The sequence below is a fragment of the Actinospica sp. genome (assembly GCF_035552695.1).
Classification (GTDB): domain Bacteria; phylum Actinomycetota; class Actinomycetes; order Streptomycetales; family Catenulisporaceae; genus Actinospica.
Genome location: NZ_DASZKT010000011.1, coordinates 11,808 through 31,897, shown reverse-complemented (window position 1 = coordinate 31,897; position 20,090 = coordinate 11,808). Strand labels below are relative to the sequence as shown.

Genomic DNA, 20,090 nt, shown 5'->3' with positions numbered 1-20,090 from the left:
TTGACCGGCTGTAGACAGGATGTTGAAGCATCCCGGACAGAATCATCGGTCACTCACAACCCCCACGCTCACAACAATTGGTGGTCCAGCTCCGTGAACCCGCCGCACGCCTCAGACTCCAGCGCCCCGGCCGGATCCCCCGTGCCCGACAGCCCGCACATCCCGGGCGAACGGATGACGGAGGCGGTCATCGACCTCGGTGCCGTGGCCGAGAATCTGCGGATCTTCCGCGCCCGCACCGACGCCGCGCTGATGGCCGTGGTCAAGGCCGACGGGTACGGGCACGGGGCCGTGCAGATCGCGCGGACCGCGCTGGCGCACGGCGCGACCTGGCTGGCCGTGTCCTTCATCAGTGAGGCGCTGCCGCTGCGCGCCGCGGGGATCCGGGCGCCGATCCTGACCTTCCTGCACCTGCCGGACGAGGACCTGACCGAGGCGCTGCGCGCCGACCTGGACCTGACCGTCTCCACCGAGGTGCAGCTGGCCGAGATCGCCGCCCGCGCGACGCGGCTCGGCCGGACCGCCGAGATCCAGCTCAAGGTGGACACCGGGCTGCACCGCAACGGCGCCTCGCCGGCGCAGTGGCCCTCGCTCGTCGAGGCGGCCGCCCAGCTGGAGCGGGAGGGCGCGCTGCACGTGCGCGGCATCTGGTCGCACCTCGCGCACCCGGACCAGCCGGAGCACCCGACGACCACCCGGCAGCTCGAACTGTTCGACGCCGCGGTCCGCCAGGCCGAGGAGGCGGGGCTCACCGGCCGTCTGCTGCACATCGCGAACTCCACCGCCGCGCTGACGATCCCCCGCTCGCACCATGACGTGATCCGGCTCGGCAGCGGCCTGTACGGCATCGACCACGCGGGCGGGAACGGCCTGGTGCCGACGATGACGCTGCGCGCGCGGATCGCGATGACCCGCCGGGTGGACGCGGGCGAGGGCGTGTCGTACGACCACGTATATCAGACCTCGGAGGCCTGCAACCTGGCGCTGGTGCCGCTGGGCTACGCCGACGGACTGCCGCGCGCCGCGTCCGGCAGCGCCCGAATAGCGGTGGCGGGCGAGCAGCGGCTGGTCGCCGGACGGATCGCGATGAACTCCTGCGTCGTCGACGCCGGTCAGCTCGAGATCGCGGCAGGCGACCAGGCCGTCGTCTTCGGCACCGGGGAGCAGGGAGAGCCGACCGTGGCCGAGTGGGCGGCATGGTCCGATACGACGCCGTTGGAGGTCCTGACCCGGATCGGCCCGCGCGTGACACGCCGCTACATCGCGGCAGACGGGGACGAGGCTGTGACCGACGTGAGCGCATCAGCGCACGGGGACAAGCTGCGGGTCGTCGTGCTCTTCGGCGGTCCGGGCGGTGAATACGACGTCTCCTGCGCCTCGGGCGCGACCATCGTCAGCTACCTGGACCGCGAGCGCTACCAGGTGCAGCCGGTGCGGATCAGCCCCGAGGGCCGGTGGATTCCGGGCCCGGCGGACTGGGCCGCCGGGATCTGCGGTCCGCACGACCTGGTCGCCGCCACCCCGGACCCGGCGGTGCGCAGCGGCGCCGACCACGAGCAGGCACTCGGCGTGCTGGCCGCGGCCGACATCGTCGTGCCCGCGCTGCACGGCCCGTTCGGCGAGGACGGCACGGTCCAGGCGCTGATGGACGCGCTCGGCGTGCGCTACGTCGGCTCCGGCATGGCGGCGAGCGTGCTCGGCATGGACAAGGACGCCGCGAAGCGGGTGCTGGTCACCAGCGGGCTGCCGGTCGCCGACTGGGCCGTGCTGCGCCGCGAGGACGAGGATCTGTCCGACGCGGACCGCGAGCGGCTCGGCCTGCCGGCGTTCGTCAAGCCGGCCCGCTCCGGCTCCAGCGTGGGCGTGAGCCGGGTCAAGAGCTGGGAGGAGCTCGACAACGCGCTGGCCACGGCCCGCAAGTGGGACGGGAAAGTGCTGGTCGAGCGGAGCGTGATCGGCCGCGAGGTGGACATCGCGGTGCTCGAGCACCCGGACGGCCGGATCGAGGCCAGCCCGCCGGTGGAGATCGTGCTGCACCAGGGCAACCGGGACTTCCTCGACTACGCCGCGAAGTACACGGACGCCACGGCCACCGACGTCCTGCTGCCCGCGCCGCTCGACCCGGAGATCACCGCCGAGCTGCAGCGGATGGCCGTCGAGGCCTTCGAGATCCTCGGCTGCCGGGGGCTCGCCCGAGTGGACTTCCTGCTGCGGGACGGCGTGGAGCCGGTGTTCAACGAGATCAACACCTTCCCCGGGTTCAGCTCCACCTCGCTCTACCCGCGGATGTGGGCCGAGGCCGGGATCGCGCTGCCGAGGCTGCTCGACACGCTGATCGACACGGTGCTCGCCGGAGTGCCCGCGTAACTGCTCACGTCGAATAGGGGCGGGCCCGGCGGCCCGCCCCTATTCGCTGGTGGCGGCGTTAGTGAACCGTTTCCGCCTGCCCGGCCAACTGCTCGGCGAGCGGCTGCAGCCCGGCGGGCTGGGACGCCTTGAACAGCACCGTGTCGCCGGGGGCGAGCAGCTTGTCGAGCACGATCCGCGCCTCGACGTTGTCCGCGGTCCGGATGACGGTCACCCCGGCGGCCGCGGCGCCGTCGGCGATCCAGCCGGCCTCCTCGGCGCCCTTGAGCCCGCCGACCGTGATCACGATGTCCATGCTCAGCTCGGCGGTCAGCGCCCCCATCGCACGGTGCTCCGGCTCCGCCTCGTCGCCCAGGCCGAGCATCGCGCCGAGCACGACGATCGTGCGCCGGCCCTTCGCCATCGCCAGCAGTGCCCTGAGCGCCGCGCGGGTGCTGTGCGGGTTGGCGTTGTACGCGTCGTTGACGATGACGACGCCGTCCGGGCGGTCGGTGATCTCGAGCCGTCCGCGGGATTCCGGGATCGCGGTGCCGAGCCCGGCCGCGAGTTCCTCGGTGCTCAGTCCGATGTGCCGGGCGACGGCCGCCGCGGCCAGCGCGTTGCCGACCTGGTGCTCGCCGACCAGCTGCAGCACGACCGGCGCCGAACCCTCCGGCGTGTGCAGGGTGAAGTGCGCGTGTCCGCGTTCGTCGACGACGATGTCCGACGCCCGGATGTCAGCGTCCTGCGAGAGGCCGAACAGTACCACGTTGGCCTTGGTGCGCGGGCGCATCGACAGCACCCGCTCGTCGTCCGCGTTGAGCACGGCCAGGCCGGTGGACGGCAGCGCCTCGACGAGCTCGCCCTTGCCCTGCGTCGTCGCCTCGTAGCCGCCGAACTCACCGAGGTGCGCGGTGCCGATGTTGGTGACGACGCCGATCGACGGCGGAGCTATCTCCGTCAGGTACTTGATGTGCCCGATCGCGCGGGCGCCCATCTCCAGCACCAGGAAGCGGGTGTCCTCGGTGGCCAGGCTGACCGTGAGCGGCAGGCCTATCTCGTTGTTGAAGTTGCCCGGCGTGGCCACGGTCGCGCCGCGGGTGCCCAGCAGGTGCGCGATCAGGTCCTTGGTGGTGGTCTTGCCCGCCGAGCCGGTGATGCCGAGCACGGTCATGTCGGAGCCGCCGCGCGAGACGAGATACTCCGACAGCCTGCCGAGCGCCTCGACCCCGTCGGCCACCACGACCGCGGGCGCGCCGACCGGCCGCTGCGCCAGCACCGCCGCGGCCCCGCCGGACAGCGCGGCCTCCACGTACTCGTGCCCGTCCACCCGCTCCCCGGGCAGCGCGACGAACAGGCCGCCGGCCTGCGCCTTGCGCGAGTCGACGAACGCGGGCGCCTTCACGATGACGTCGTCCGCGCCGTCGTGCACGGTGCCGCCGACCACGTCGGCGAGTTCCCGCAGCGTTATCTCTCTCATGCACCGTGATACGGATACGGCGCCGAATTGGATTTCTGGAGGCTCAGCCCGGGCGGCGGACCGCGTAGACGGGCATCCACGCGATCGGCTCGAGCCGGATGAACGCTCCCTCGTGCGGGGCGACGACGACCATGCCGTCCCCCGCGTAGATGCCGACGTGCGAGGCGTCGGCGTAGAAGATCACCAGGTCGCCCGGCCTGACCTGGCTGAGCGGCACGCCCGTGCCGGCATCCGCCTGGTCCTGCGAGGTGCGCGGTATCCAAACCCCGACCGCGCCCCAAGCCTGCTGCGTCAACCCCGAGCAGTCGTACGAGTCGGGCCCGTTGCCGCCGTATTCGTACGGCTTGCCCATCTGCTCCAGCGCGAACTGCAGGGCCAGCTCACCCCGGGTTTCCCCGGGAAATGCCAGGTGCGGCCGCCACCGGTGCCTCGACTCCACGCTCGTGTCGGCGACAGCAGGAGTGGCGGCGACGATGCTCAGCACCGTCGCCGCCACTATGGCCGCGAACGCGGCCCGCGGCGATCTTCGCCGATGTCCGGATACCCGCCCGCAACTCCATATCCCGCGTCTCCACGAAGCCCGCATGGCACCTTCCCGCCTCGATCGGTTTCTGCAACCTCTCTCGGCGCAGGTCCGTACCCGCGAGAATGGGATGCTAACGCACAGTAGTCGGCGTTGAGCCGCGCGAAGTCCCGGATGAAAGACCGAATGGGCCAAACGACCCGCGCCCGAGCACCCGCACGGGCACAGCCGCCGACCCGAATCCGGCCGCTACCGTCAGGAGCTCGTCGCCTGCGGCCGGAGGTGGAAGGCGATCTGGCCCCCGTCGGCGGTCTCGGCGTCGAGGACCTTGTCCGCGAGCTGCTCGGCGGCCTCCGGCTCCAGGAAGACCCGGGCCTGGTGTACCTCGAGCACCTCGTCCTGCGGTCCGGGGCCGCTGGTCAGCGCTGCCGCGAGGGCGGGGCCCTGTGTGTCGTCGGGGTTGGGGACGATGCGCAGCCCGGTGGTCTCCGGCATGTTGGGCTGCGAGGTCAGTTGGCTGATGGCAGTGGCAGCCGCGTCGGTCAGCATCAACATAGGCGTCTGCTTCCTTTCCGATTGGCGTCGATAAGTGGCCCGCGTACCCGATCGGTCCCGGGCGAAACGCCGCCCCTCGGCGAGACGAATCTCACCCCCCGGCGTGAAACAGCTCAGGATCCGGGTGGGCGAACCAGTCGCGGGCCGAGCGCGCGACCGTCTCCAGCGCGTTGTTCTCCGCGAACAGGTGGGTTGCGCCGGGAATCACCTCAAGCCGGTGCGGGGCGCTCAGCCGCGCCGCCGTCTCCCTGTTGAGCTTGAGAACCTGCGGATCGTGGCCGCCGACGATCAGCAGCACGGGAGCGTGGACGCGGCCGACCGCGTCGCTCGCCAGATCGACCCGGCCGCCCCGGGACACGATCGCGGAGATCCGGTCCGGGCGTTCGGCGGCGGCGATCAGCGCCGCGGCGGCTCCGGTGCTCGCCCCGAACAGGCCGAGCGGCATCGACTGGGTCTGCGGGTACTCGGCGAGCCAGTCCACCGCGTCGATCATGCGCCGGCCGAGCAGGTGGATGTCGAAGCGGAACTCGGAGGTGGCGTCGTCGACCGCCTCCTCGCGCTCGGTGAGCAGGTCGAGCAGCAGGGTGCCGAACCCGGCCCGCTGCAGCGTGCGGGCGACGGCGCGATTGCGCGGGCTGTGCCGGGAGCTGCCGGTTCCGTGCGCGAAGACCACCACGGACCGCGCGCCGTCCGGCAGGACGAGGTCGCCCACGATGCCGGCTGCCTCGACGACCGGGACGCGCACGGTGGTCGCGGGAGTTTCCGTCAGGCGATTGGGGGTCATGGGATGCCGTTGTGCCCGGATTCCGGCGGAAAATGCACTTGTGCGGGGAAGGAGGTAAGCGATGAGCCGAGAACCTGAACTCCCCAGGCGCTTCGCGGACCGGTTCGAGGCGGGCCGGCTGCTCGCCGACCGCGTCGCCCGGCTGGACCTGCGCGAACCGGTGGTGCTTGGCCTGCCGCGCGGCGGGATCCCGATCGCGCGGGAGATCGCCGACCGGCTCGGCGTGCCCGCGGAGGCGTTCGTGGCGCGGAAGATCGGCGTCCCGGGCTTCCCGGAGTACGGCATCGCCGCGATCGCCGAGGGCCTCGACGAGGTCATCCTCAGCCCGCAGGCCGGAGAACTCGGCTTCGACGCCGAGCAGCTGGCCTTGCTGGCCGTGCCGGAGCGACGCGAGCTGGACCGCCGCGTCAGCGTGTATCGCGGAGAACGAACGCTGCCGGAGCTGCGCGGGCGGGAGGTGGTCCTCGCGGACGACGGCCTGGCCACCGGCGTCACGGCTCAGGCGGCGCTGCGCTCGCTGCGGCAGCGGGACCCGAGCAGGCTGGTCTTCGCCGCGCCCGCCTGCGCGCCGGACGCCGTCGCCCGCCTCACCGGCAGAGCCGGCCTCGCCGACGCGGTCGTCTACCTGCTCGCTCCCCGGGACTTCCAGGCGGTCGGCGAGTGGTACGTGGACTTCGGGCAGCTCGACGACGCGGACGTGATCCGGCTGCTGGGCCGCGCATAACGCGCCCGCTACGCCCCCGCGACCCGCAGGATCAGCCCGGCGAGCGTGCGCGCGGCGTCGGGCTTGCCGAGTTCCCGGGCGTGGTCGGCCATCGCGGTACGTGCGGCCGGGTCGTCGAGCAGGGAGCCGATCGCGGAGCGCAGGTCCTCGGCCGAGACCTCGCCGAGCAGCGCGCGGGCGGCGCCGCGCTCGTCGAGGTAGCGGGCGTTGAACGTCTGCTCGCCGCCTGCCGAGGAGGCGAGCGGGATGAGGATCGCGGGCTTGCCGAGGGCCGAGAGCTCGGAGATCGTGCCGGCGCCGCTGCGCGCGACGACGAGGTCGGCGAGCGCGAACAGGTCGGGCAGCTCGGGACCGATGAAATCGGCGACGTGGTAGCGCGGCGCGAGCTCCGGGGAGAGCGCGGTGGCGGCCTCGCGCATCCGGGCGATCTCGGCGGCGCCGCACTGGTGCACGACGTTGGCCTGCTTGAGCAGCCAGGGCAGCGCCTCGACGATCAGATTATTGATCTGCCGGGCGCCGAGCGCGCCGCCGGTGACGTACACCGTGGGCAGCGCGCGGTCGAAGCCGTCGAGGCCCAGCGCGGTCACGGCCCGCTCCGGGTCCCCGCCGAACAGTTCGGCGCGGATCGGGTTGCCGACGAGTTCGGCGCGGCCGCGGGTGCGTCCGGGCAGCAGGCCGAGGCTGGATTCGGAGGAGACCGCCGTGGCCCTGGCCAGCCGCGCGAGGATCCGGTTGGCCAGGCCGAGGCGCACGGTCTGCTCGTGGATCACCAGCGGACGATGCAGCAGCCAGGCGGCGACGCTCACCGGCACCGCGACGTACCCGCCGAAGCCGACGACCACGTCCGGCCGCAGCCGCCGCACGATCCCGCAGGCCTGCACCGCGCCCCACGGCACCCGAGCCAGGTCCTTGATATTGGTCCAGGTGATCATGCCGAGCGGGTTGCGGGCCCGGCGCAGCTTGCCGGTGGCCACCGGCAGGAAGTCGATGCCGTTCTGCCCGGCGACCCGCTCCTCCAGCTTGCCGCGCGCGCCGACCCAGCTGACCGACAGCTCGCGGCCCTGCCCGGCCAGCACCTCGCGGAGCGCGTTCACCGTGGTCAGCGCGGGGTACACGTGGCCCCCGGTGCCTCCGCCGGTCACGATCACCCGGACGGGGCGCGCCCCGTCGGCTCGACTGCTCACCTGGTACCGCCTTCTCGGAGCCCGGTTCGTGCTTGACCGGTTAAGGGTCCCATAATTCCGGCACGCATCGGGAGCCAACGGTGCCATTGGCCTGGAGTGGTGTCAGGCTTGCGCGATGGGCTCGCCGCGACGCCGTCGCCCAACGGTTGTTACGCGTGCGTTTCCGGTTCCTCTCCGTAGTCTGAAAAAGTCTCCCGGATTTCCCTCAACCCCTCGGCGGCATCCGTCGTCTTTTGCGGCGTGACTACCTACGAACCGTGGCTTCCCCCGGCGGACCCCAACGCGCAGACCCACGCCCTGCCCTGGTCCCCGTCGCCCGAACAGGACCCGCAGGAGCGCACCCGCGTCTGGTCGGCCGAGGGCTCGCCCGCGGGCCTGGGAGCCGCGGTCGGCGGTCGGCGACCGGCGAACCGACGCAGGGTGCTGTTCGCCGCGGGCGGCCTGATGCTGCTGGCCGGCGGCGGCATAGCCACGGCCGCGGCGGCCGCCGGACGCGGCAAGCAGATCGTCGGCGCGAGCGGCGGTTCCGGCGGTTCCGGCACGCGCCCGTTGGCCGGCTCCACGACCGGCGCCGCGTCGCACTCGGCCTCGTCCGCGGGTTCGCCCGCGGGCTCGGCGTCCGCATCCGCCTCCGCGTCGTCCTCGGCGAGTTCCCCGGCGAACTCCCCCTCGGGCCAGAACTCGACCTCGGCCTCGTCCTCGGCCTCCGCGTCGGACTCGGCCCCGGCGTCGCAGAACGGGAAGGTCTACAGCCGGCCGCAGTGGTACGTCGACGACCAGGGCCCGATGGCCATCGCGCTGACCCTGGACGACGGACCCAGCGCGACCTACACGCCGCAGGTCCTCGAGATCCTCCGTCAGCACGGCATCAAGGCCACCTTCAACATGATCGGCCAGCAGGTCGCCGGAAACCTGTCGCTCGTGCGCGAGGTCTCCGCGGCCGGCCACACGATCACCAACCACACCTGGGACCACGCCGACCTGACGCGCTACACGTATCGGCAGGTCCTGTCGCAGATGGACCGCTGCAACGACGCGTTGTCGAACGCGAATCAGTCCCCGACCATCTTCCGCGCACCCTACGGCAACTGGTCGAAGGCCGTCTTCCAGGCCTGCGCCGCGCGCAACCTCCGGCCGGTGGGCTGGTCGGTCGACCCGCAGGACTGGAACACCGCCGAGGTCGACACGCAGCAGATCGTGCACACGGTGCTGAAGTCCACCCGCGCGCACGACATCATCCTCGAGCACGACGGCGGCGGTAGCCGCCGCAACACCGTCGCGGCGCTCAAGCAGTTCATCCCCGTGCTGCTGGACCGGGGCTTCAACTTCGTCGCAATGTAAGAAGGCTGAGGCGCGAGTGCTCCCTGGGGGTGCGGAGCAGGCACCTCAGCCTTCCGGCTATGCGGATCCGGATCCGGATCCGCGGTGATTCGGCGGGTCAGTCGCCGCCACCGCCGCCGCCATCTCCGCCGCCGTCGCCGCCCGAGCTGCCGCCGTAACCGCCGTAGCCGCCATCGCCTCCGTCGCCTCCGTCGCCGGAACCGTCGCCGCCGTAGCCGCCGTCCGAACCGCCACTGGCGGACGAGCCGTCGCTCGCGGACGCGGAATCAGCGGAGGCCGCGGAGTCCGTGGACGAGGTCGAGTCCGTGGACGAAGTGGAGTCCGTGGACGCCGAGGTGTCCGCGCTCGCGACCGACGTCGTGCTGGTGTCGGTCGAAGCCGCCGGAGCAGCCGGAGCAGCGGGGGCAGTTGCGGCAGCCGGAGCAGCGGGAGCTGCAGCAGCGGCCGGAGCAGCGGCTGCCGCCGCGTCGTCCGCGGCGGCCGGGGCCGCGGCAGTGGTCGTCGACGCGGTGTCGCTGGTCGCGTCGGCGGGCGCCGCGAGGGCGGACGTCGCCGTGGTCGACGTCGTGGCCGCGCTCGGCGTGTTCGTGTCGGTCGACGCGGTATCGGTGTCCGTATTCGTGTCCGTATTCGTGTCCGTATTCGTGTCGGTCGAGCTCACTTCGGACGGAGTGGACTTGGTCACCGTCGTCGAGACGACACCCCACTGCGTCGGCGTCGAGGAGAGCGGGGCGGCGATCGAGCCGCTGACCGCGTCGGCGCTGGCGTCCTGACCGGGGGCGGCGACCGCGGTGGCCGACTTGAAGCCGGCCGGCGTGGACGAATCGGCGGCGACGGCGGACACGGTGCCGCCGTTGACCGCCTCGGAGTGCGACGCACTGACCCCGCCCCAGGCGTTGCCGGCCGCGGCCGTCCCCGCCTGGGCCGAGCCCGTGTCACTGGACGCGGCGGCCGCGGTGGTGGAGCCGCCCGCCGCGGTGGAACCGGCCTCGGACGCGCCGGGGCCGTCGGTGCTCGTCCCGCCGTAGGTCCCGCTGACGCCGACGGCCTTGCTGCCGATCGAGGTCGTGCCGCCGAACGCGGAGGTGTCGCTGCTCCCGCTCGCGGACTCGGCCGAACTGCTCGTCGACTTCGTGCCCGACGACTCCGAGGACACGCCGCCGGCCGTCGTACTCGCGGATCCGTAGGTCGCCGCCGTGCCGGACGCGCTGGACGTCTCGGCGTTCGCGCCGCCGCCGATGGCCTGCGCGGAGGACGAGCGGCCGTTGGTGTTGGCATTGGACTCGGCGTTCGAGTTCGACCCGGTGGACGAGGCGCCGGCACCGACGCCGCCGCCGTTCGGGGCGGACTTGCCGTCGCCCGCGCCGGCGGTGTTGGTGCTGCCGCCCCACGAACTCGAGCCCGCGCTGCTGGTGCCGTCGCCCGCGTTCACGCCGGCCTGTGCCGGGTTGCCGCTGGAGCTCTTGCCCCAGGCCTCGCCGACGCCGATCGCGCCGGTGTCGTAGCCGTCGCCGGTGCCGCTCTGGCCGAACGAGCCGCTGCCGTCGGTGCCGTAGGAGCTGGACAGCGCGCCGCCGTTCGCACTCGGCGGATCGGCCAGCGACGTGCCGGTCAGGTGGATGACGCCGAGGGCGGTGATCGCGGTGACGATCGCGCCCTTGCGGGCCGCGCGCAGCGCCGCCGACGGCCGCCGGTGGCGGTGCGGGCGCCGCTTCGAATCGGTCTCAGGATCCTGAGGAGTGGGCGTTGATGATTCGTCTGCTGACATGGAAGAAATCTCTCCAAGCGTTACAAAGCTGACGTTATCAAGCTAGCCGCGACGCCGCGCGGTTCCCTCGGCCCGAGAGCATGAATTACCCGCCCGGACTTGTCGCCCGGTGACAAGTCCGGGTTGGTCGTAGACTGCAACCCATGACGCGCAAGCTCGCCACGAACACCACCGCGGACCGTGAATCGCTGCTCGAATTCGTCCGCCCCCGGCACAACGGCCTGGTCATCACGACGCGTGCGGACGGTACGCCGCAGGCCTCTCCGGTGACCTGCGGCGTCGACGAGCAGGGCCGGATCGTCGTGTCGACCTACCCGCAGCGGGCCAAGGCCCGCAACGCGCGGCGGAACCCGAACGTGAGCATCGTGGTGCTCTCGGACGACTTCGGGGACGCGTGGGTGCAGGTCAACGGGACGGCCGAGCTCATCGACGCCGTCACGGACGTGGAGCCGCTGGTCGAGTACTTCCGCTGCATCGCGGGCGAGCACTCGGACTGGGACGAGTACCGCGCCGCGATGGTCAAGCAGGGCAAGGCCCTGCTGCGGATCACGCCCGAGAGCTGGGGCCCGATCGCGACCGGCGGCTTCCCCCCGGAGCTCGCGGAGGACTGAGCCGGGTCAGCCCTTCTGCCGGTCGGCGGTCAGCGTGCCGCCGACGGCCCAACTGTCGGCCGGCGTCTCCTGGATCCACACCTGGACGCTCTCGGCCGGAACCTTGAGGGCGTCCACGAACGCGTCGGTGATCCGGGTGACGAGGTCCCGCTTGAGCTCGACGTCGCGCGGGCCCTGCTGAATGGTGACGATGGGCATGTGAAGCCTCCTGATGAGATCGGTTTTCTCCTGCCACCACCAGTTCACCGCGCCGGCCCGGGACGATCAACGAACAGTTCACGCACGCTGCGATCGTGAATCGCGAACGCCCAGTTCAGGACCGGCTTCGCGGCACGCGGCGAACACCGCAGCGGTGACCGTCTCAGGGGTCGAACGGCCGACCGCGAGCAGCGTGGGCAGCGAGAGCGCGGGTCCGCTCAGCTTGCGGAAGACGACGTGCCGGACGTTGAGCTGCGCGGCGTGCGAGGCGTAGACCACCGTCCAGCCGGCCGTCCCTGCGCCGAGCGCGGAGAGCGTCTCCTGCAGGCCGGGGGAGACGTGGCCCGCGCTGGGTTCGAACCCTGCGTCGTGGCACGCGCCGACGACCAGGTCCACCAGCGCGCGGTTCGCCCGCCGCTCGACCAGCCAGAGCGGGAGTCCGGCGAGGTCGGCGATGGCGAGCTCCGGCGCGGCGGCCAGCGGATGCCTGCGCGGCAGCGCGACCACCAGGCCTTCACGCCACACCGGAAGCAGCCGCAGCGATCCGACCGCGGCCTCCTCCACGTCGCCGCGCACGAACGTCGCGTCGAGTCCGCCCTCGGCCACCAGCTCGAGCCTCTTGGCCATCGGCGCGGAGACCAGGTCGACCTGCGTGCCCGGCAGCCGCCGCGCGAGACCGTCGAGCACTGCCGTGAGCCGGTCGCCGAGTCCCGCGCTCGTGCCGATGCGCAGCACGCGCGACCGGTGTTCGGCGAAGCGGGCCATCGACGCGACTGCGCGTTCCTGCGCGTCGAGCACGGCCAGCGCCTCGGGCAGGAACGCGCGACCGGCCTCCGTCAGCCGCACGTGCCGGGACGAGCGGTCGAAGAGCACGACGTCGAGCTCGCGTTCGAGGCGGCGGATCTGCTGGCTGACCACGGACTGCGCGATCAGCAGGCGTTCCGCCGCGCGCCCGAAATGCAGTTCCTCGGCGACGGTCGCGAAGTACCGGAGTTGGCGCAGTTCCACGCGCTTCAGCCTACGTGCACGCAAAGGGACCCGCGCCGATGCGGACCCCTCCTTGCGCGATCGCGGTACTGCCGACTAGTCAGAGCAGGCGAGGAACTAGTCGAGCAGACCGTCGTAGTTCGGCAGCTCCCAGGTCGAGTCGGCGTAGCCGCCCTCGATGTCGACCGTGTTGTTGCCGATGTTCGCGATGATGTCGTAGCCCTCGGACTCGAGCTGCTCGCGCTCGGCGGTCTTGAAGGTGTTGACCGCCTCGAACAGCTGGATCGGGTTACGGCTGTAGAGGCCGTCCACCTGATAGCCGACCGATTTGAGGTTGTACTCGGTGATCAGGTCGATCACGTCCGGGCGCGCGGTGATGAAGAAGATCTTCACGCCCTTGGACGCCGCGTACTGCGCGAGCGCGAGCACCGGCGGGTCGGCCGGGGTCGGGTAGGAGCTGTAGAAGTACGAGGCCAGCGCCGTGTTGTCGATGTCGAGCACGACGGCCAGCTTCGAGGTCGAGGCGGCCTCGGCGATCCGCTCCTGGATGTAGGCCAGGGCGGGGGCGGTCACGGCCGTCACGTCCGTCTGCCACTGGGTGTAGGTGACGGTGGTGGTCGTGGCGGAGGTGGTCGTGGCGGCGTTGGCGGGCGTGACCAGGCCGGCGACGAGACCGCCGGCGAGCGCGGTCACCGCCGCGGTGCGGCGGAGGGCGCGAAGACTCATGGGTATGCGTTTCCTTACCGGAGAGTAGGAAAGTGCGACGCCTCCTCATTCTGCGGAGCCAGACGAACATCGGATGACCGGAGCCTGACGAGCGCGCCTTATGCGGCTGGACAACAAGCTGCGCGTGTCGGATGAGAACCCTGACTGAGTTCTCATCTGCGGCGGAACTCAGCCGAACGGCGACTTTCCCCACCAGTCCCCCGCCGCGGCCAGGCCGGGCGGCACCGCGAACAGCGCGCTGCCGGTATGCCGGATGTACTCGTTGAGATTGTCCCGCTGGCCGAGCCGGGTCTGGATCGGCACGAACTGGCGGCGCGGATCCTTCTGGTACGCGATGAAGAACAGCCCCGCGTCCAGCAGCCCGGTGTCCAGGTCGATGCCGTCGGTGTACGAGTAACCGCGACGCAGGATCTTCTGCCCGCTGTTGGTCTCCGGGCCGGCCAGCCGGATCTGCGCGTTGAGCGGGATGACCGGCGTGCCGTCGAACGCCTTGGCCCTGACGTCCGGGGTGTCGAACTCCTGCTTGCCGCTGAGCGGCGCACCGCTGGTCTTGTACCGGCCGAAGACGTTCTCCTGGTCGGCCAGGTAGTCGGTGTCCCAGGACTCGATCAGCATCCTGATCCGACGGGCGACGAGGTAGCTTCCGCCCTTCATCCAGGCCTGGTCGGTCTCGCCGCCCACCCACACGAAGTCGTCGAAGTCGTCGGCGGACTCGGCCTTGATGTTGCGCGTGCCGTCCTTGAAGCCCATCAGGTTCCGCTCGGTCTGCTGGGACGTCGAGGTGGACGACGTGCGGCCGAACCCGAGCTGCGACCAGCGGATCACGGCCGTACCCGGGCCAGCCAGGCGAAGTTGCGGATCGCGTGGAAGGCGACGGTCGGATCGTCGGCGCACGCCTGCACACACAGGTCACCGCCGCTGCGCGCAGCCTGCAACGACCCGTCGCCGGGCAACGTCGGCAACGGCGCGAGCGCGGCTGGACGCTTGTTCGCGAGCCCGAACGGCTTGTACGTCAGGCCATCGGTGAGCGTCTGCAGCTTCTCGACGTTGGCGAGCAGGCCCGAGCCGTAGGAGGACAGGCCACTGAGACTCTTCTCCTGGAACAGGCCCTTCTCGATCCGGTGGAAGCCCTCCCACTGGCTGGCCGGGACATCGTCGATGCGGGCGTCGATGTCGCTGTCGAGGTTGTCACTGCCGACGGTGAAGGACTCGGCGACCGGCCCGATCTTCTCGTAGTACGGCCGCGCCTTCCTGTAGGCCTGCTGAGCTGCCGTCAGATCGTTGCCCCGCAACGCGGTCTGCAGCGCCACTGAGGTCTGCACGAGGTAGCCGATCTGCGTCGTCACGTAGGAGGCGTACTGCTTCGTATCCTCGGCGAGCAGGGTGTCCACGCTGGTCGAGCCCGTACTCGCGGACGAGCCGGTGACGGTGAGCGTGGTGTACTCCTGCGCCGCGCCGGGGCAGGAGAGCGTGTACTTGCCCGCGTCCGCGTTGACCGAGAAGGTGCCGGAGAAGCCTGGCGGCAGGTTCTCCTTCTCACCGACGATCCGCTGACCGCTCTGCAGTTCGACCTCGCTGACCGCTGTCGCGTCCTTGTTGCTGATCTTGAACGTGATCGCACCCGCCGGGCGCATCCACACGACCATGTACGTGACCATGCCGACGGCTAGCACGCCGACGACGGTCTCGAGGCTCTCCTGCTGACGCTGCGGCAGATTCGAGGAGACTGCCTCGAGCGTCGCGCCGACCGCAACGCAGAGCAGCATGGCCGCGCCGACTCCGACGAAGACCCAGCGCAGCAGGTCCCGCCGCCCCTGCTGTCTGAGGAAGGCCGCGATTATCCCGACGATCAGCGCGGCCTCTAGGCCCTCGCGCAGGCCGATCACAAAGGTAGGCAGCATCGGGCCGCACGCTCCGTCCGTCGTCAGATCAGTTAGGTTTGCCTAACCTAATCTACGCGCGGCGCGATGGAACCCGGCCCTGCCGGACTTACTCGACGACGAGCTCGACCGGGATGTTGCCGCGGGTCGCGTTGGAGTACGGGCAGACCTGGTGCGCGGCCTCGACGAGCTTGCGGCCGGTCTCGCCCTGCAGCTCCTCCGGGAACTCGACGCGCAGCACGACGGACAGGCCGAAGCCCTCGCCCTGCTTGTTCAGGCTGACCTCGGCGGTCACCGAGGCCTCGCTGGTGTCCACCTTCTCCTGCCGGCCCACCGCGCCGAGCGCGCTGGCGAAGCAGGCCGCGTATCCGGCGGCGAAGAGCTGCTCGGGGTTGGTGCCCTTGCCGTTGCCGCCGAGCGCGGGCGGGAAGGCGAGGGTCAGGTCCAGCTGGCCGTCGGAGCTCACGGCCCGGCCCTCGCGACCGTTCGCAGTCGCCGCCGCGGTGTACAGAGCGCTCATGTTCGTTCCTTCCACAAGTTCCGGTGCGACTTGTCCGCCGCCTTCGAGAAACATCGTGGCACACAATTTAGTTGTGCGCAACTGAACTGTGCGCGACTGAGGTATCCTAGAGGGGTGAACACCGCGCATACCTCTCCCGCCGAACTCGCCCTCGAACAGGCGATGCGCCTCGACGCGCAACTGTGCTTCGCGGTGCACGCTGCCTCCCGCGCCTTCGACAGCGTCTACCGCGTGACCCTGCGCGAGGCCGGCCTGACCTACCCGCAGTATCTGGTGCTGCTCGTGCTCTGGGAGCACGGCGAACTCAGCGTCAAGGAGCTCGGCCGGCGGCTACGCCTGGACTCGGGCACCCTCTCCCCGCTGCTCAAGCGGATGGAGGCGGCCGGGTGGGTGGAGCGTCGCCGGGACGAGGCCGACGAGCGCTCGGTGATGGTGCGGGCGACACAGGAGGGCGTCGGCCTGCGTGAGCGCGTCTGCGTCGTCCCCGATCGCACTGCGGAGTCGACCGGAATGAGCATCGCGGAGATGGTCGAACTGCGCGAGCGCATCAAGGCTCTGACCGAGTCGCTGGACACGGCCGTGGAGCGGCTGTCGAGTGCGGGTGCGAGCGCGAGCGCGAAAACAGGTGCGAGCTCGAAAGCGGCAGCGTAGCCCGGCTACAAGACCAACAGGGCTTCGAACGCTCATCTATTCGCTATGGGCGCTCAAATGTGAACGTCCACTCATCCCGCTCATCCTCAGTCGCCCGACGCCGACCGCTCGGCCTCCGCGGCACGCTGCTGGAGCAGGGTGCGTTCGGCGGCGTTGCCGGCGAGATCGGCGGCGCGGGCGAATTCGGTGCGCGCCTCGGCGTGCCGGCCGATGCGCGTGAGCAGGTCGGCGCGTACCGCGGGGAGCAGGTGGTAGTTCGGGAGCGCGTCCGCGGCGACGAGGTCGTCGACCAGGGCGAGGCCCGCCGCCGGTCCATCGGCCATCGCGACGGCGACGGCGCGGTTGAGGGCGACGACGGGCGTGGGGACCTGGGTCGCGAGCGCAGCGTAGAGGCGCGCGATGGTCGGCCAGTCCGTCTCCTCAGGCGTCAGGGCCCGAGCATGGCTGGCGGCGATCGCGGCCTGCAGGGTGTACGGCCCGGGCGGACGGCCGACGGCCACGGAGAGGTTCTCCGCGATCGCGAGCGCGGCGAAGCCTCGGCGGATGAACATCTGGTTCCAGCGGCCGCGGTCCTGATCGCTCAGCAGCACGAGGCCGCCGTCGGACGCGGTGCGCGAGGTCAGACGCGACGACTGCAGTTCCAGCAGCGCCGCGAGGCCGTGCACCTCCGGCTCCTTGGGCATCAGGGCACTGAGCACGCGGGCGAGTCGGACCGCGTCGTCGCACAAGGCCGGGCGGGTCCACTCGTCGCCGGCCGTCGCCGCGTAACCCTCGTTAAAGATCAAGTAGGTGACTTCAAGGACTGACGCCAGGCGCTCGGCGAGTTCCTTGCCCTCCGGCACCTCGAACGGGACCTTCTTCTCGGCCAGGGTGCGCTTCGCGCGGACGATGCGCTGCGCGATCGTGGCCTCGGGGACGAGGTACGCGCGGGCGATCTCGGACGTCGTGAGGCCGCCGAGCAGCTTGAGGGTCAGGGCCACGCGCGCCGGGGCGGCGAGCACCGGGTGGCAGGCGGTGAAGACGAGCCGGAGCAGGTCGTCCTCGATGTCTGGCTCGTCGAGGGCTGATTCTGGTCCCGGCTCGCTGGACGCCGCCCCGGTCTCCAGATCGCGTCCGAGCAGCTCCAGCTTGCGGGCATAGTTCTGGTCGCGGCGGATCAGGTCCACGGCGCGCCGCTTGGCGACGGTCATCAGCCAGGCGCCGGGATTGCGCGGCACGCCGTCAACCGGCCACTGCTCCAATGCGGCGACGAGGGCGTCCTGCGCGAGGTCCTCGGCGAGCCCGAGGTCGCCGCCAACGAGCCGCGTCAGCCCGGCGACCAGGCGCGGAGCCTCGATCCGCCACACGGCCGAGACTGCCGAGCCGGCTGAATCGGTCGAGGCGATCGGGCCAGGCGAATCGGTCAGGCCAGGCGAGGCGACCGGGCCAGCCGAGGCGGCCGGGCCAGCCGAATCCGTCGGACCAGGCGAGGCGATCGGGCCAGCCGAATCCGTCGAGTCCGTCGAGGCGGTCGAGACAGCCGAATCGGTCGGGCCAGCCGAATCGGTCGAGTCCGTTGAGTCCGTTGAGTCGGTCGAGGCAGCGGCGCGTTCGTCCACGCAGCCATCTCAGCAGGGCTGGGGCGCCCGCGCAAAGCGGACGTCCCGCACCCCGCCCCAGCCTGGAGCCTCAGGAGGCCTCGAAGACCGAGCGCACCTCCACCACGACCTCCCAGGCGTCGCCGTGCACCAGCAGGAACCGGTTCGCCCACTCGGCGGCCTCCTCCTGCGTGCCGACCTGCACCAGCGCGAAGCCGCCGATGAACTCCCGGGCCTCGGTGTACGGGCCGTCGACCGTCGTCACCTTGCCGCCCGACAGTTGCAGCACGGTCGACTCCTCGGCCGGGCCGAGGCCCGCGGTGTCGAGCAGCACGCCCGCGCGGGTCATCTCCGAGATGAGCTTGCCCATCTCGGTCATCATCTCCTCGCTCGGGCCGCCCTCCGGCGCGCGGTTCATGTCCGGCCTGATCAGCAGCATGTAACGCATGGGTGTGTTCCTTCCATTCGGCTTCGGTGCGGGGCGGTCTCTCCCGTCCCGCACCCAGGCGTCGAACGGTGCCCGACCGTTTCGACACGACGGCCCGAAGAACTTTTCAGAACTTGAGCGCCTCGGGGATGACCTGCTCGCCGAGGATCTCCAGCGGCCGGATCGTCTGGACGTCGGGGACCTGGCCGTGGAAATGGGTCACCCCGAGCGCCGCGAGTCCGCGCAGCTGCTCAAGCAGCTCCTCGACCTTCTCGCCGTCCTTGCCGGGGTCGAGCGAGCCCATCACCGTCTTCTCGATCTCGTCGTAGTCGCGGCCGACGTCGGCGCAGTGCCCGCGCAGGACTTCCAGCTTGTGCTCGAGGTCCGGCGCGGCGGCGAAGAGGTTGCAGGCCTGGGCGTACTGGGCGACCATCCGCAGCGTCTTCTTCTCACCGCCGCCGCCGATCAGGATCGGCGGGTGCGGACGGGAGATCGGCTGCGGGGAGTTGAGCGTGCGCTCGAGCTGGTAGTGCGTGCCCTGATACGGCGCGTCGGACTCGCTCCACATCTGCAGGCAGATCTGCAGCGCCTCCTCGAGCCGCTCGAAGCGCTCCTTCGTGCTGGGGAACGGCAGGCCGAGGCCGCGCGCCTCCGGCTCGTTCCACGCGGCGCCGATGCCGAGCCAGGCGCGTCCCTCGGAGAGCACGTCGAGGGTGGTGACGGCCTTGGCGAGCAGGCCGGGCTCGCGGTAGACGACGGCGGTGACCCACGCGAGCAGCTCGATCTTCGTGGTGCGCGCGGCCAGGTAGCCGAGTGCGGTGTAGGCCTCGAGCATGTCGTTCTCGGGCGGACCGATGTGGCCGATCTGCCAGACGTGGTCCATGACGCTGATCTTCGTCATGCCCACGTCCTCCGCGGCCACGGCGATCCTGGTCAGATCCCGCGCGATCCGCCGCGGGCCGTCGGGCCAGGTGAAGTTGGGTACGTGCAGGCCGAGTTCCACGAGAGTCCCTCCAGGGGGTGGTTTTGCGGTACGGCTTCCCGCTGGTAGCGAGCCTATCCGACGGTCCGTCAGCCGGCGCGGGGGAACGCGCGCGGATGGATCAGCGGAGAGCGGGTACGCGAAATGCATGTCCTCTCCCGTCGCTGTCATCGTCATCGCCGCGGCCGCCGTGCTCGCCGGGGTCGGTATCGGCTGGGGTGCCCGGCGCGTGGTCGCCCCGCGGTTCGTCCGGCGGGCGGCCGCGCACCGCTTCGCCCGAGAGTTCGCCTCGCTGGTCGAGGGCACGGAGCTCGACCTGGCGGCGCTGCGCGGGCCCTCGCACGACGGCCTCGCGGCCACCGCTGCCACCGCGTCCGCATCCGCCGAGTCGACGGGCGACGTGGCGACGCTCTCGCCGAAGGCGTTGAGCCTGGAGGATCAGGACTATTACGCGGCGAGTTGGCAGAACGTGCAGGGCGAGTTCGCCGTGAACGCGCCGTCCGCGCTGCTGCTGGCCACGCATCTGACGGCGAACCTGCTGCTCAACCGCGGCCTGCTGCCCGCCGACACCGCGCGGCCCACCGAGTTGCCCGAGGCCTGGACGTTCCGGTCCGCGCTGGGCTACCGGGAGGCGCTGCGCATCAGTGCCCGAACGGACCACGAGACGGTGCCGGAGGCCGAGCTGACCAGGGCCCTGGCGCAGTTCGAGGACTTCTACTTCGAGATGCTGACGCTCGCCGCCGCGATCGGCTGAGGCAGTCGGCCGAGGCAATCGGTTGAGGCGGTCGGCCGAGGCAGTCGGCTCAGGCGCCTGAGCGCCGCGCGG

21 protein-coding genes are annotated in these 20,090 nt (G+C 71.2%); 6 read left to right on the top strand and 15 right to left on the bottom strand.

The window, feature by feature from the left end; all coding sequences use genetic code 11:
* The first annotated feature begins 141 nt into the window (after nucleotides 1-141).
* Entirely contained in the window at nucleotides 142-2,367 is a 2,226-nt protein-coding gene (alr, locus tag VG296_RS02475) for an alanine racemase (RefSeq protein ID WP_325562576.1), read from the top strand.
* 58 nt (nucleotides 2,368-2,425) lie between these two features.
* Here the strand turns inward: alr and VG296_RS02470 are convergent, their stop codons facing one another.
* From VG296_RS02470 to VG296_RS02455, 4 genes are all read right to left on the bottom strand, one after another.
* On the bottom strand, nucleotides 2,426-3,826 hold the full coding sequence (locus tag VG296_RS02470) for a UDP-N-acetylmuramoyl-tripeptide--D-alanyl-D-alanine ligase (RefSeq protein ID WP_325562574.1): 1,401 nt from the start codon (nucleotides 3,824-3,826) through the stop codon (nucleotides 2,426-2,428).
* Between the two features lie 43 nt (nucleotides 3,827-3,869).
* Nucleotides 3,870-4,322, bottom strand: a complete 453-nt coding sequence (locus VG296_RS02465) for a C40 family peptidase (protein WP_325562572.1) — start codon at nucleotides 4,320-4,322, stop codon at nucleotides 3,870-3,872.
* A 282-nt stretch (nucleotides 4,323-4,604) separates the two neighbouring features.
* Complete coding sequence (locus VG296_RS02460) at nucleotides 4,605-4,904, bottom strand: adhesin (protein WP_325562570.1); 300 nt, start codon at nucleotides 4,902-4,904, stop codon at nucleotides 4,605-4,607.
* Between the two features lie 91 nt (nucleotides 4,905-4,995).
* Nucleotides 4,996-5,688 carry a dienelactone hydrolase family protein gene (locus VG296_RS02455; RefSeq protein ID WP_325562568.1) on the bottom strand — a complete coding sequence of 231 codons (693 nt, stop codon included), beginning with the start codon at nucleotides 5,686-5,688 and terminating at the stop codon, nucleotides 4,996-4,998.
* 61 nt (nucleotides 5,689-5,749) lie between these two features.
* Here VG296_RS02455 and VG296_RS02450 point away from each other — a divergent pair, with 61 nt between their 5' ends.
* Nucleotides 5,750-6,412 carry a phosphoribosyltransferase gene (locus tag VG296_RS02450; protein WP_325562566.1) on the top strand — a complete coding sequence of 221 codons (663 nt, stop codon included), beginning with the start codon at nucleotides 5,750-5,752 and terminating at the stop codon, nucleotides 6,410-6,412.
* Between the two features lie 8 nt (nucleotides 6,413-6,420).
* Here the strand turns inward: VG296_RS02450 and VG296_RS02445 are convergent, their stop codons facing one another.
* Nucleotides 6,421-7,596, bottom strand: coding sequence for a UDP-N-acetylglucosamine--N-acetylmuramyl-(pentapeptide) pyrophosphoryl-undecaprenol N-acetylglucosamine transferase (locus VG296_RS02445; RefSeq protein WP_325562564.1), 1,176 nt, complete (start codon nucleotides 7,594-7,596; stop codon nucleotides 6,421-6,423).
* Nucleotides 7,597-7,836: 240 nt separating this feature from the next.
* Here VG296_RS02445 and VG296_RS02440 point away from each other — a divergent pair, with 240 nt between their 5' ends.
* Nucleotides 7,837-8,937 carry a polysaccharide deacetylase family protein gene (locus VG296_RS02440; RefSeq protein ID WP_325562562.1) on the top strand — a complete coding sequence of 367 codons (1,101 nt, stop codon included), beginning with the start codon at nucleotides 7,837-7,839 and terminating at the stop codon, nucleotides 8,935-8,937.
* 97 nt (nucleotides 8,938-9,034) lie between these two features.
* Here VG296_RS02440 and VG296_RS02435 read toward each other — a convergent pair whose 3' ends face one another.
* Nucleotides 9,035-10,705 carry a hypothetical protein gene (locus VG296_RS02435; RefSeq protein WP_325562560.1) on the bottom strand — a complete coding sequence of 557 codons (1,671 nt, stop codon included), beginning with the start codon at nucleotides 10,703-10,705 and terminating at the stop codon, nucleotides 9,035-9,037.
* A gap of 143 nt (nucleotides 10,706-10,848) precedes the next feature.
* Between VG296_RS02435 and VG296_RS02430 the strand changes: the two genes are divergently transcribed.
* A complete protein-coding gene (locus tag VG296_RS02430) occupies nucleotides 10,849-11,316 on the top strand; it encodes a PPOX class F420-dependent oxidoreductase (protein ID WP_325562558.1) in 468 nt (155 codons plus the stop codon).
* Nucleotides 11,317-11,322: 6 nt separating this feature from the next.
* On the opposite strand, the gene dmpI is transcribed toward VG296_RS02430, so the two are convergent.
* The 6 genes from dmpI to VG296_RS02400 form a co-directional block, all read right to left on the bottom strand.
* Entirely contained in the window at nucleotides 11,323-11,514 is a 192-nt protein-coding gene (gene dmpI, locus VG296_RS02425) for a 4-oxalocrotonate tautomerase DmpI (protein WP_325562556.1), read from the bottom strand.
* Nucleotides 11,515-11,592: 78 nt separating this feature from the next.
* Nucleotides 11,593-12,522: a LysR substrate-binding domain-containing protein gene (locus VG296_RS02420; protein ID WP_325562554.1), complete on the bottom strand. Its 930-nt coding sequence runs from the start codon at nucleotides 12,520-12,522 to the stop codon at nucleotides 11,593-11,595.
* 96 nt (nucleotides 12,523-12,618) lie between these two features.
* Nucleotides 12,619-13,227 (bottom strand): HAD family acid phosphatase, encoded by a 609-nt coding sequence (locus VG296_RS02415; RefSeq protein ID WP_325562552.1) that lies wholly within the window; start codon nucleotides 13,225-13,227, stop codon nucleotides 12,619-12,621.
* Nucleotides 13,228-13,395: 168 nt separating this feature from the next.
* Nucleotides 13,396-14,052 carry a Dyp-type peroxidase gene (locus VG296_RS02410; RefSeq protein WP_325562550.1) on the bottom strand — a complete coding sequence of 219 codons (657 nt, stop codon included), beginning with the start codon at nucleotides 14,050-14,052 and terminating at the stop codon, nucleotides 13,396-13,398.
* Entirely contained in the window at nucleotides 14,049-15,128 is a 1,080-nt protein-coding gene (locus tag VG296_RS02405; RefSeq protein ID WP_325562548.1) for an FTR1 family protein, read from the bottom strand. Before VG296_RS02405 ends, VG296_RS02410 begins: the two co-directional genes overlap by 4 nt.
* Nucleotides 15,129-15,216: 88 nt before the next feature.
* The gene (locus VG296_RS02400) at nucleotides 15,217-15,627 is read right to left on the bottom strand and encodes an organic hydroperoxide resistance protein (protein ID WP_325562546.1); all 411 of its coding nucleotides are present in this window, start codon (nucleotides 15,625-15,627) and stop codon (nucleotides 15,217-15,219) included.
* Between the two features lie 162 nt (nucleotides 15,628-15,789).
* Between VG296_RS02400 and VG296_RS02395 the strand changes: the two genes are divergently transcribed.
* Complete coding sequence (locus VG296_RS02395; protein ID WP_349259430.1) at nucleotides 15,790-16,278, top strand: MarR family transcriptional regulator; 489 nt, start codon at nucleotides 15,790-15,792, stop codon at nucleotides 16,276-16,278.
* A gap of 86 nt (nucleotides 16,279-16,364) precedes the next feature.
* Here VG296_RS02395 and VG296_RS02390 read toward each other — a convergent pair whose 3' ends face one another.
* From VG296_RS02390 to VG296_RS02380, 3 genes are all read right to left on the bottom strand, one after another.
* Nucleotides 16,365-17,684 carry an RNA polymerase sigma factor gene (locus VG296_RS02390; RefSeq protein ID WP_349259429.1) on the bottom strand — a complete coding sequence of 440 codons (1,320 nt, stop codon included), beginning with the start codon at nucleotides 17,682-17,684 and terminating at the stop codon, nucleotides 16,365-16,367.
* Nucleotides 17,685-17,946: 262 nt separating this feature from the next.
* Entirely contained in the window at nucleotides 17,947-18,303 is a 357-nt protein-coding gene (locus tag VG296_RS02385; protein ID WP_325562540.1) for a YciI family protein, read from the bottom strand.
* A gap of 106 nt (nucleotides 18,304-18,409) precedes the next feature.
* Entirely contained in the window at nucleotides 18,410-19,285 is an 876-nt protein-coding gene (locus VG296_RS02380) for an LLM class F420-dependent oxidoreductase (RefSeq protein WP_325562538.1), read from the bottom strand.
* A 127-nt stretch (nucleotides 19,286-19,412) separates the two neighbouring features.
* Here VG296_RS02380 and VG296_RS02375 point away from each other — a divergent pair, with 127 nt between their 5' ends.
* Entirely contained in the window at nucleotides 19,413-20,018 is a 606-nt protein-coding gene (locus tag VG296_RS02375) for a hypothetical protein (protein WP_325562536.1), read from the top strand.
* The last annotated feature ends 72 nt before the right edge of the window (nucleotides 20,019-20,090 follow it).

What these genes read in the sequence shown, in the direction of transcription:
- VG296_RS02450 (WP_325562566.1), top strand. Translation starts at nt 5,750, where the DNA reads ATGAGCCGAGAACCTGAACTCCCCAGGCGCTTCGCGGACCGGTTCGAG.
- VG296_RS02470 (WP_325562574.1), bottom strand. Translation starts at nt 3,826, where the DNA reads ATGAGAGAGATAACGCTGCGGGAACTCGCCGACGTGGTCGGCGGCACC.
- VG296_RS02385 (WP_325562540.1), bottom strand. Translation starts at nt 18,303, where the DNA reads ATGCGTTACATGCTGCTGATCAGGCCGGACATGAACCGCGCGCCGGAG.
- VG296_RS02395 (WP_349259430.1), top strand. Translation starts at nt 15,790, where the DNA reads ATGCGCCTCGACGCGCAACTGTGCTTCGCGGTGCACGCTGCCTCCCGC.
- VG296_RS02405 (WP_325562548.1), bottom strand. Translation starts at nt 15,128, where the DNA reads ATGCTGCCTACCTTTGTGATCGGCCTGCGCGAGGGCCTAGAGGCCGCG.
- VG296_RS02460 (WP_325562570.1), bottom strand. Translation starts at nt 4,904, where the DNA reads ATGTTGATGCTGACCGACGCGGCTGCCACTGCCATCAGCCAACTGACC.
- VG296_RS02375 (WP_325562536.1), top strand. Translation starts at nt 19,413, where the DNA reads ATGTCCTCTCCCGTCGCTGTCATCGTCATCGCCGCGGCCGCCGTGCTC.
- VG296_RS02455 (WP_325562568.1), bottom strand. Translation starts at nt 5,688, where the DNA reads ATGACCCCCAATCGCCTGACGGAAACTCCCGCGACCACCGTGCGCGTC.
- VG296_RS02430 (WP_325562558.1), top strand. Translation starts at nt 10,849, where the DNA reads ATGACGCGCAAGCTCGCCACGAACACCACCGCGGACCGTGAATCGCTG.
- dmpI (WP_325562556.1), bottom strand. Translation starts at nt 11,514, where the DNA reads ATGCCCATCGTCACCATTCAGCAGGGCCCGCGCGACGTCGAGCTCAAG.
- VG296_RS02400 (WP_325562546.1), bottom strand. Translation starts at nt 15,627, where the DNA reads ATGAGCGCTCTGTACACCGCGGCGGCGACTGCGAACGGTCGCGAGGGC.
- VG296_RS02435 (WP_325562560.1), bottom strand. Translation starts at nt 10,705, where the DNA reads ATGTCAGCAGACGAATCATCAACGCCCACTCCTCAGGATCCTGAGACC.
- VG296_RS02415 (WP_325562552.1), bottom strand. Translation starts at nt 13,227, where the DNA reads ATGAGTCTTCGCGCCCTCCGCCGCACCGCGGCGGTGACCGCGCTCGCC.